Annotated in this window: 9 protein-coding genes; 6 read left to right on the top strand and 3 right to left on the bottom strand. The window is 70.0% G+C overall.

Annotation, left to right across the window (positions count from 1 at the left end; all coding sequences use genetic code 11):
• The first annotated feature begins 298 nt into the window (after nt 1-298).
• The 5 genes from P409_RS17365 to P409_RS17345 all read left to right on the top strand — a co-directional run bounded on the left by P409_RS17365 (nt 299) and on the right by P409_RS17345 (nt 5,243).
• Complete coding sequence (locus P409_RS17365; RefSeq protein WP_034840142.1) at nt 299-1,159, top strand: AraC family transcriptional regulator; 861 nt, start codon at nt 299-301, stop codon at nt 1,157-1,159.
• 17 nt (nt 1,160-1,176) lie between these two features.
• Nucleotides 1,177-1,875 (top strand): AzlC family ABC transporter permease, encoded by a 699-nt coding sequence (locus P409_RS17360; RefSeq protein WP_034840134.1) that lies wholly within the window; start codon nt 1,177-1,179, stop codon nt 1,873-1,875.
• Nucleotides 1,872-2,171, top strand: a complete 300-nt coding sequence (locus tag P409_RS17355; protein ID WP_034840130.1) for an AzlD family protein — start codon at nt 1,872-1,874, stop codon at nt 2,169-2,171. The genes P409_RS17360 and P409_RS17355 overlap by 4 nt, the downstream gene beginning before the upstream one ends.
• Before the next feature lie 261 nt (nt 2,172-2,432).
• The gene (locus tag P409_RS17350) at nt 2,433-3,845 is read left to right on the top strand and encodes an FAD-binding oxidoreductase (RefSeq protein ID WP_034840140.1); all 1,413 of its coding nucleotides are present in this window, start codon (nt 2,433-2,435) and stop codon (nt 3,843-3,845) included.
• A 54-nt stretch (nt 3,846-3,899) separates the two neighbouring features.
• Complete coding sequence (locus tag P409_RS17345) at nt 3,900-5,243, top strand: MFS transporter (protein ID WP_081991584.1); 1,344 nt, start codon at nt 3,900-3,902, stop codon at nt 5,241-5,243.
• Between the two features lie 113 nt (nt 5,244-5,356).
• Here P409_RS17345 and P409_RS17340 read toward each other — a convergent pair whose 3' ends face one another.
• The 3 genes from P409_RS17340 to acs all read right to left on the bottom strand — a co-directional run bounded on the left by P409_RS17340 (nt 5,357) and on the right by acs (nt 8,072).
• On the bottom strand, nt 5,357-5,800 hold the full coding sequence (locus P409_RS17340; RefSeq protein WP_034840127.1) for a type II toxin-antitoxin system VapC family toxin: 444 nt from the start codon (nt 5,798-5,800) through the stop codon (nt 5,357-5,359).
• A 9-nt stretch (nt 5,801-5,809) separates the two neighbouring features.
• Nucleotides 5,810-6,055: a type II toxin-antitoxin system prevent-host-death family antitoxin gene (locus P409_RS17335; RefSeq protein WP_034840124.1), complete on the bottom strand. Its 246-nt coding sequence runs from the start codon at nt 6,053-6,055 to the stop codon at nt 5,810-5,812.
• 73 nt (nt 6,056-6,128) lie between these two features.
• On the bottom strand, nt 6,129-8,072 hold the full coding sequence (gene acs, locus P409_RS17330; protein WP_034840121.1) for an acetate--CoA ligase: 1,944 nt from the start codon (nt 8,070-8,072) through the stop codon (nt 6,129-6,131).
• A 241-nt stretch (nt 8,073-8,313) separates the two neighbouring features.
• On the opposite strand from acs, the gene P409_RS17325 reads away from it, so the two are divergent.
• The coding region (locus P409_RS17325; RefSeq protein ID WP_034840118.1) for a hypothetical protein at nt 8,314-9,255 on the top strand (942 nt) is incomplete at its 3' end.

The following is a 9,255-nucleotide window of genomic DNA, read 5'->3' as shown; positions in this document are numbered from 1 at the left end:
GCAGCCGAGATCGAGGATGCCGCTCGCCCGGCCGCGGCGCCAGCAGCTCCAGCACCGGCTGGCCGAGGTCGGCGACGAAGCGGGCGTTGCGGGCATAGCCCTCGGCGCTCCAGGACTGCACTTCCTTGATCGTGCTCATGGCGTTCGTTCCCTGCATTGCTCGCAGACTATCGCGCCTGCGGGCGTCCTTCGGCCAATGCCCGATGGGTGTATCGGTCGTGACGGCGCAAAGCGGGGCGCCGTCCGCCATGCCGATTTTCTACAAGACGGGGAGGCGGCCGGGCCTATGATCGGGCCGATGGACAGCATCACGCAGGAACAGGCGGTGGCGGCCGAGCCGCTCGCGCAGGGCGAGCGGTCGCGGTTCTTCACGGCGTCGGGCTTCGACGGGCTGGAATGCCTGGAGGCGACGTTCCGCACCCATCGCTATGCCCTGCATATGCACGAGACCTACGCCATCGGCGGCATTTTCGCCGGCTGCGAGACCTTCCTCGCCCGCGGCGAGCAGCGCTATGGCGGCCCCGGCGATCTCGCCCTGGTGAACCCGGAGGACGCGCATGACGGCGAGCCCTATGGCGGCGGCTATCGCTACCGCATGACCTATCCTTCGGTCGCGCTGATGCGGCGCCTGGCGTCGGAGATCGCCGGCCGGCCGGTGACCGAAACCCCATTCTTCCCCCAGCCGGCAGTGCACGACCCCGACACCGCGGCCCTGTTCGCCGAGGCCTTCGCCGCCCAGGCCCGGGGCGACGCCCTGGCGATGGACGAGCTGCTGCTGCGCGCCTATGGCCGCTGCCTGATCCGCCACGCCGCGTTCCGCCCGGCCGAGCCGGCGCCGGATTCGGGCCGCATCGCCCGGGTGACCGAGCTGATGCGCGACCGCTACGCCGAGGAGCTGTCGCTCGACGATTTCGCCGCCGAGGCTGGGGTGTCGCGCCACCACCTGATCCGCGCCTTCCGGCGCGAGCTGCGGATGACGCCGCACGCCTATCTGCTGAACCTGCGCGTCCAGGCCGCCCGTCGCCGGCTGCGGGCGGGCGAGGCGCCGGCCGAGGTCGCCGCCGCCACCGGCTTCTGCGATCAGGCCCATCTGACCCATGCCTTCAAGGCGCGGCTGGGCGTCGCCCCCGGCGCCTACCGGGCCGGCTTCCACCTCTGACCCCAATCGGCTGCCGCATGACCCGAGACCTCCGGCGCGATGCCCTGGACGGCATCCGCGACATCCTTCCGCCCGCCATCGCCGCGATCCCGATCGGCCTCCTCTGCGGCGCGCTCGGCGCCGCCAAGGGGCTGTCGCCGGCCGAGATGGCGCTGATGTGCGCCCTGGTCTTCGCCGGCGGCGCGCAATTCGCGGCAATCGACCTGTGGTCCTGGCCAGTGCCGGTGGCGACGCTGGTGGTGTCGACCCTGCTGATCAACTCCCGCCACATCCTGATGAGCCTGTCGCTGGCCCGCCGCACCGGCCATTTCACCTGGACCCAGCGCCTGCTGGGCTACGCCGTGATGGCCGACGAGAACTGGGCGATGGCGGAGCGGCGGGCCGCGGGGCGCGAGCTGACGCCGGCCTATTTCCTGGGGATGGGCGCCTTTTTCTATCTCAACTGGTTGGTCTGGGGGACGCTCGGCGCCGTGATCGGGGCGGCGATCGGCGACCCGGCCCGGATCGGTGCCGATTTCGCCTTCACCGCTTTGTTCATCGGCCTGGTGGTCGGCTTCTGGCGGGGCCATCGCAGCACATTCACCATCGCGGCCAGCCTGGTCACGGCCGCGCTGGTCTACCGCTTCGCCGGCCCGCCCTGGCATGTCGCGGCCGGTGCCCTGGCCGGCATCGCCGCCGCCTGGCTGGCGGCCGAGCCCGAGGAGGCTGTGGCATGAGGATCGACCCCGCGACCCTGGCCGCCATCCTGGGCATGGCGGTCGTCACCTATATGACCCGCATCTCCGGCCTCTTCCTGGCCGGGCGGCTGCGGCTGCAGGGCCGGATGAAGGCGGCGTTCGACGCGGCGCCGCCGGCGGTGCTGACCGCGGTGATCGCGCCGATGGTGCTGGCCACCGGCTGGCCCGAGACCGCAGCGGCGCTGGTCACGGCCCTCGCCGCCACCCGCCTGCCGCTGCTGGCCACCATCCTGGTCGGGGTGGCGGCGGTGGTGGCGCTGCGCGCCATCGGCTGACCGGCGTCTCATGACGCCGAGTTTGTGACCGCTCTTACGAAGAACCGTCATTGCGAGCGCGGCGAAGCCTATCCCTCGCTTTTGGCTGCCGCGTTCGCCGCTCGCTCGTGCCTGAACGGTTTGTCCGACATTCACCATTGCCTCACTGACATGTCAGATGTTATGTCGGACATGACGTTGCGGATTGGATGCCTGAATTAGGCATCGCAACCGGCGCGGCGAGCGTGGACGGCAGGTCCGGGCGAGAGGGAGGACAGGATGATGCAGCAGGCGACGGCCTCCGACCGGCTTCCGGATGCCCTGATCCCATCCCTGGCCGCCGCGCTCGGCGCTGCTTCGGTCCTGGCCGGCCCCGACATCCCGGCCCGCAACGAATCCGACTGGAGCACGCTCGGCCCCCTGCGGCCGCTGGCGGTGGTCCGCCCGGTCGACACGGCGGGTGTGGCCGCGGCGATGCGGATCTGTGCCGAGCACGGCGTCCCGGTGGTGCCGCAGGGCGGGCTGACCGGGCTGTGCGGCGGGGCCCGGCCGGTGGCAGGCTCGGTCGCCCTGTCGCTGGAGCGCATGGTCGGGGTGGAGGAGATCGACACCGCCTCGGCCACCATGACGGTGCGGGCCGGCACGCCGCTGCAGGCGGTGCAGCAGGCGGCGGACGAGGCCGGCTTCCTCATCCCGCTCGACCTTGGCGCCCGCGGCTCCTGCGCCATCGGCGGCAACCTCTCGACCAATGCCGGCGGCAACCGGGTGATCCGCTACGGCATGGCGCGCGAGATGGTGCTGGGGATCGAGGTGGTGCTGCCGGGCGGCGAGGTCGTCACCAGCCTCAACAAGATGCTGAAGAACAATGCCGGCTACGACCTGAAGCACCTGTTCATCGGCAGCGAGGGCACGCTGGGCGTCATCACCCGGGCGGTGCTGCGCCTGTTCCCGAAGCCGGGCTGCACCATGGCGGCGCTGTGCGGCCTGTCCAGCTACGGGCACACGGTCCGGCTGTTGAACGCGGCCCGGCGCGGGCTGGGGCCGCTGCTGTCGGCCTTCGAGGTGATGTGGCCGGACTATTGGGACGTGGTCACGCAGAAGGTGCCGGGCATCCGCAGCCCGATCTCTGGCGGCCATGCCGGCTATGTTCTGGTCGAGGCGCAGGGCACCGACGAGGCGGTGGACGGGCCACGCTTCCAGGCCTGGCTCGAGCGCCAGGCCGAGGACGGCGTGATCGCCGATGCGGCGGTGGCGCAGTCGCTCGGCGATATCCGGGCCTTCTGGGGCGTGCGCGACGCGGCGGCCGAGTTCAGGCAGGTGCTGGGGCCGCATGAATCCTTCGACATCGGCCTGCCGGTGGCGGCGATGGACGACTATGTCCGGGCCTGCCGCGCGGCGCTGGAGCAGCGCCTGCCCGGCATCTTCGCGCTGTTCTACGGCCATATCGGCGACGGCAACCTGCATATCGTCGCCGGCGTGCCCGGCGCCGAGCCGCAGCCGAAGCAGGAGATCGTCGAGACCGTCTACGCCATGGTCCGCGAGTTCGGCGGCACGGTGTCGGCCGAGCACGGCATCGGCCTGACCAAGAAGCCGTTCCTGCCCTATGTGCGCAGCGAGGCGGAGCTGGCGCTGATGCGCCGGCTGAAGGACGCGCTGGACCCGCGCGGGCTGCTCAACCCCAGCAAGGTCCTGTAGCCGATCGCCCGGACCGGCCCGGGCGGGAACCACAACAGCCGAGAGGGAGCCAAGATGACGACGACACCACCGGCGCCGGCAGCGGCGCCGCCGGACGAGGCTTTGCTGGACCGCGCGATCCGGCGGGCGACGTGGCGGCTCGTGCCATTCCTGATCCTGATGTACATGATGGCCTATCTGGACCGGGCCAATATCGGCTTCGCCAAGCAGGCCTACCAGGCGTCGACCGGCCTCAGCGACGCGGTCTTCGCCTTCGGCGCCGGCATCTTCTTCCTGACTTACGCCGCCTTCGAGGTGCCCAGCAACATGGTGCTGCACCGCATCGGGGCGCGGGTCTGGCTGGCCCGGATCATGGTGACCTGGGGGCTGGTGGCGGCGGCCATGGCCTTCGCCCACGGCGAGACCTCGTTCTCGGTGATCCGGCTGCTGCTCGGCGCGGCCGAGGCCGGCTTCTTCCCCGGCGCGATCCTGTTCATGACCTACTGGTTCCCCGCCCGGGCGCGCGGCCGGGTGATGGGGCTGTTCTATTTCGGCTCGCCGCTCGCCCTCATGCTCGGCGGCCCGATCTCCGGCGTGCTGCTCGACCTCGACGGGCTGTTCGGCCTGCATGGCTGGCAGCTGATGTTCCTGATCGAGGGGCTGCTCGCCTCCGCGGTCGGCGTCTGGGCCTATTTCTATCTGTGCGACCGCCCGTCCGAGGCGCGCTGGATGCCGGCCGAGGAGCGCGAGGCGCTGAGCCGGGTGATCGCGGCCGAGGAGCGGGAGAAGCAGGCCGCCGGCCGGGTCGGCTTCCGCGCCGTGCTGACCGACCCGCGGCTGCTGCATTTCGCGGCGATCTACTTCCTGATCCAGATCAGCGGCTACGGCGTCGCCTTCTACCTGCCCACCCAGGTCGCCGCCCTCCTGGACATGAAGGTCGGGCTGCTGGTCGGCCTGGTCTCGGCGATTCCCTGGGCCTGCGCCATCGTGGCGGCCACGGTCTGGCCGGGGCTGGCGGTGCGCACCGGCTATCGCCGCAGCTTCGCCGTCGTCTCGCTGCTGGGCATCGCCGCCGGGCTCGTCATCTCGGCCAGCGCCCCGCCGGCGCTCGCGATCGCGGCCTTGTGCCTGACGACGATGGGGATCATCACCTCGCAGCCGATCTTCTGGACCTTCCCGACCGGCTATTTCGGCGGGGCGGCGGCCGCGGGCGGGATCGCCGCGATCAACGCGATCGGCAATCTCGGCGGCTTCTTCGCTCCGAACGTGAAGACGGCGGTGGAGCAGAGCTTCCAGTCCACCGCGGCCGGCCTCTACGTGCTGGCCGCGGCCGGCCTGGTCGCCGCGCTGCTGGTGACGCTGCTGCGCCCCGGCCCGCGCGCCGATGTCAGGCTGCGCGAGGTGGCGGTGCGGGCCTGATCCAGAAGTTCAAAACCGTCATCGCGAGCCCCGCAGGGGCGTGGCGATCCAGCGGCACTGCCCCTGGACCGCCACCTCGCTTCGCTCCTCGCGATGACGGTGTCGAGGGAGGCTCAATCTCTCGGTGCGTTGGTGTTCGCTGCGGCGAGCCACGGGTCGATAACGTCTACGCCCAGATCGAGAAAATCCTTGGTATTGCGCGTAGCCAGCGTGGCGTCATGCGCGATCGCGGTGGCCGCCATCAAGGAGTCCAGCGGGGCCAGCGTCCGGCCCCTGGTCGCTGCGAAGGCGCGAAGGCGCCCGGCCGTCTCGGCGACCGCCATATCGACGACGAGAGTGCGGTTTTCGAACCGGGCCTTCATGGCGTCGATGAAGGCCAACAGCTTTGGCTTGCGGGCGGCATCGCGAACTCGCTCCAGGCCGTACGCCAACTCATGGAACAGGATGGTGCTCATCCAGAGATCCGCCTCGCGCTGAAGGAACGCGATGACCTGGGGCGACGGGGCAGGCCTTGCCAGTTCCGACACGACATTGGTGTCGAGGATGTATTTCGTCACCGCTGAGGCTCAGTTCTCGTCGAACGGATCTGTCCGAGCCTCAGCGCGGGGCGGCAATTCGATCTCGATCCCGGCGGGCGCATGTTCGACCAGCCAGCGACCGAGATGCCGGTCCTGAGCCTGGGTCAGCGCCTTGAACGTCTTGGCGGAGATCACGACACAGGGATCCTGCGTTCCGATCACCTGCGGCTCGCCGGCCTTGGCGCGCCGCAGGATCTCGGACAGTTGGGCCTTGGCATCCTGGACAGTCCACATGGCAACCTCCCGCAATATGTGGACCAGTCTAGACTAGATTGGCTTTTCAATCCAGCCTGGGAGCCTGAAGCGCCTACCCCCGGTTCATCCGGTTGTCGACCAGGTCGGTTACCACCGCCGGGTCGGCCAGGGTCGAGGTGTCGCCCAGCGCCTGATGCTCATTGGCGGCGATCTTGCGCAGGATACGGCGCATGATCTTGCCGGAGCGGGTCTTCGGCAGGCCCGGCGCCCACTGGATCAGGTCCGGCGTGGCGATCGGGCCGATCTGCTTGCGCACCCATTGCGCCAGTTCCTTGCGCAGTTCCTCGGTCGGCGCCTCGCCGGCGATCAGAGTGACATAGGCGTAGATGCCCTGGCCCTTGATGTCGTGCGGATAGCCGACCACCGCGGCCTCGGCCACCTTGGTATGGGCGACCAGCGCGCTCTCGACCTCGGCCGTGCCCATGCGGTGGCCGGAGACGTTGATGACGTCGTCCACCCGCCCGGTGATCCAGTAGTAGCCGTCCTCGTCCCGGCGGCAGCCGTCGCCGGTGAAGTACAGGCCCTTGAAGGTCGAGAAATAGGTCTGCACGAAGCGCTCATGGTCGCCGAACACCGTGCGCATCTGGCCCGGCCAGCTGTCGGCGATGCAGAGATTGCCCTCGGTCGCGCCCTCCAGCGGCTTGCCGTCATTGTCGACGATCAGCGGCTTGACCCCGAAGAAGGGCAGGGTGGCGGAGCCGGGCTTCTGGGCGATGGCGCCGGGCAGCGGGGAGATCAGGATCCCGCCGGTCTCGGTCTGCCACCAGGTGTCGACGATCGGGCAGCGGCCGTCGCCGACCACGCGGTGGTACCACAGCCAAGCCTCGGGGTTGATCGGCTCGCCGACCGAGCCGAGCAGGCGCAGCGAGGCGCGGCTGGTCTTCCTCACCGGCTCCTCGCCGTCGCGCATCAGGGCACGGATCGCGGTCGGGGCGGTGTAGAAGATGTTGACCTTGTGCTTGTCCACCACCTGCCAGAAGCGCGAGGTGTCCGGATAGTTCGGCACGCCCTCGAACATCAGCGTCGTCGCGCCGTTCGCCAGCGGGCCATAGAGGATATAGCTGTGGCCGGTGACCCAGCCGACATCGGCGGTGCACCAGTAGATGTCGCCGTCATGGTAGTCGAACACGTACTGGTGCGTCATCGCGGTGTAGACCAGATAGCCGCCGGTGGTGTGCAGCACCCCCTTCGGCTTGCCGGTCGACCCCGAGGTGTAGAGGATGAACAGCGGGTCCTCGGCCCCCATCTCCTCCGGCGGGCAGTCGGCGGAAACCTTGGCGGCGGCCTCGTGCAGCCACAGGTCGCGGCCCTCGGTCCAGCCGACCTTGCCGCCGGTGCGGCGGACGACGATGACGCTGTCGACCTCCGGGCAGCTCTTCAGCGCCTCGTCGGCATTGGCCTTCAGCGCCACGGCGCGGCCGCCGCGCAGCCCTTCATCGGCGGTGATCAGCACGGTCGAGCCGCAGTCGAGGATGCGGTCCTTCAGGCTGTCGGGCGAGAAGCCGCCGAACACCACGGAATGGACGGCGCCGATCCGGGCGCAGGCCAGCAGGGCGTAGGCCGCCTCCGGGATCATCGGCAGGTAGATGGTGACCCGGTCGCCCTTCTTGACGCCGCGCGCCTTCAGCACATTGGCCAGCCGGCACACCTGCTCATGCAGCTCGCGATAGGTGATGTGGCGGCTGTCCTTGGGGTCGTCGCCTTCCCAGATGATCGCGGTCTGGTCGGCGCGCTTGGCCAAATGCCGGTCGATGCAGTTGGTGGCGGCGTTCAGCGTGCCGTCGGCGAACCAACGGATATGGACGTCGCCGGTGTAGCTGGTGTCCTTCACCTTGGTGAAGGGCCTGATCCAGTCGACGCGCTTGCCGTGCTCGGCCCAGAAGCCCTCGGGGTCGCTGACCGAGCGTTCATACATCGCCTTGTACTGGGCGGCATCCACCCAGGCGCGCTTGGCCCAGTCATCGGACACGGGAAACAGGCTGGTGTCGCTGCTCATGGGGTCTCCCCGATCGCTCTTTTCTCGCCGTGCCGGCCGGGTGGGCGCGACCCGGCCGATCGATCCCGCATTCATAGCAAGAGGACCCGGCCCCTGGCCACGGCCTGATCACGCCCCGCCCGGCCCGGCGATCGGATGCATTGCTGCTGCGACGCCGGGCGGTCTCGCCTTCTTGTCGCCGCTTTGGCATGCAGGGTGGAGGCTCCTCCCCTGTCCATCGCGGTGTCCTTCCGGCCGGCCCATGACCCTTCGCGCGCTGTTTCCCCGCCTGCTGCTGCTGTTCGCCCTGGTCTGCGCCGCCCTGCCGGCCGCGGCCCAGACCAACCCGGACTTCGACAAGCAGAATGCGGGATGGCAGGACACGCTGCGGAAGCTCTATACCCAGTTCTCGGCCCAGAACCTGTCCGAGGACGACTACAACGCGGCGCGCAGCCGGCTGGGCGACGTGATCGACCAGTCCCAGGCGGCGGCGGACGCCGCGCGGGACACCCTCGGCAAGATCAAGCAGGTCAGCGACGCGCTGGGCCCGCCGCCGGCCGAGGGTGCGCCGCCGGAAACGGCCGATGTGACGAAGCAGCGACAGCAGCTGGCGGACGCCCTGGCGAAATATGACGGGCAGGTGCGGCAGGCCGAGGCGATCAGGACCCAGGCCCAGCTGCTGCAGCAGACCGCCGATGCCGCGCGCGTCGACCAGTTCCGGCGCGACCTGCTGACGGTGGCGCCGGCCGCCTTCGACCCGAAGACCTGGACGCCGATCCCCGACCAGGCCGGCTATCTGGTGACGCGGCTGCTGCTGCCGTTCCAGGACCAGCTGGGTCCGGGTTGGGATGGGGTGGGTGAGATCGCGCGCCGCATCCTGTTCGCGGCCGTTGTCCTCGGCATCGGGTGGCTGGCGCGGCGCTGGCTGCTGCGCCGGTTCGGCCGCCGCCCGTCCGAAACCGTGCCGACCCTGCGGCGCCGGGTGGCGGCGGCGCTGGTGCACACGGTCGCCCATGGCGTGCTGCCGGCAATGATGACCCTGGCGGTGGCGATCGTCTGCGCCGGCTGGCTCGGCGACCGCCCGGCCAGCTATGTCGCCCTGATCGTCCTCAGGGTCCTGGCCTGGGGCATGGTCGCCTGTTTCGTCGCCTCGGCCGCGATCTCGGCCGCGCTGACGCCCGACGACCCGCCCTGGCGCCTGATC

The organism is Inquilinus limosus MP06, from assembly GCF_000767795.1.
In the GTDB taxonomy this organism is placed as follows: domain Bacteria; phylum Pseudomonadota; class Alphaproteobacteria; order DSM-16000; family Inquilinaceae; genus Inquilinus; species Inquilinus limosus_E.
This window is presented reverse-complemented; position numbering and strand designations above follow the sequence as displayed.

Coding starts and splice junctions, on each gene's coding strand:
- P409_RS17335 (WP_034840124.1), bottom strand. CDS start 6,055: ATGTGGACTGTCCAGGATGCCAAGGCCCAACTGTCCGAGATCCTGCGG.
- P409_RS17350 (WP_034840140.1), top strand. CDS start 2,433: ATGCAGCAGGCGACGGCCTCCGACCGGCTTCCGGATGCCCTGATCCCA.
- P409_RS17345 (WP_081991584.1), top strand. CDS start 3,900: ATGACGACGACACCACCGGCGCCGGCAGCGGCGCCGCCGGACGAGGCT.
- P409_RS17355 (WP_034840130.1), top strand. CDS start 1,872: ATGAGGATCGACCCCGCGACCCTGGCCGCCATCCTGGGCATGGCGGTC.
- P409_RS17365 (WP_034840142.1), top strand. CDS start 299: ATGGACAGCATCACGCAGGAACAGGCGGTGGCGGCCGAGCCGCTCGCG.
- P409_RS17360 (WP_034840134.1), top strand. CDS start 1,177: ATGACCCGAGACCTCCGGCGCGATGCCCTGGACGGCATCCGCGACATC.
- acs (WP_034840121.1), bottom strand. CDS start 8,072: ATGAGCAGCGACACCAGCCTGTTTCCCGTGTCCGATGACTGGGCCAAG.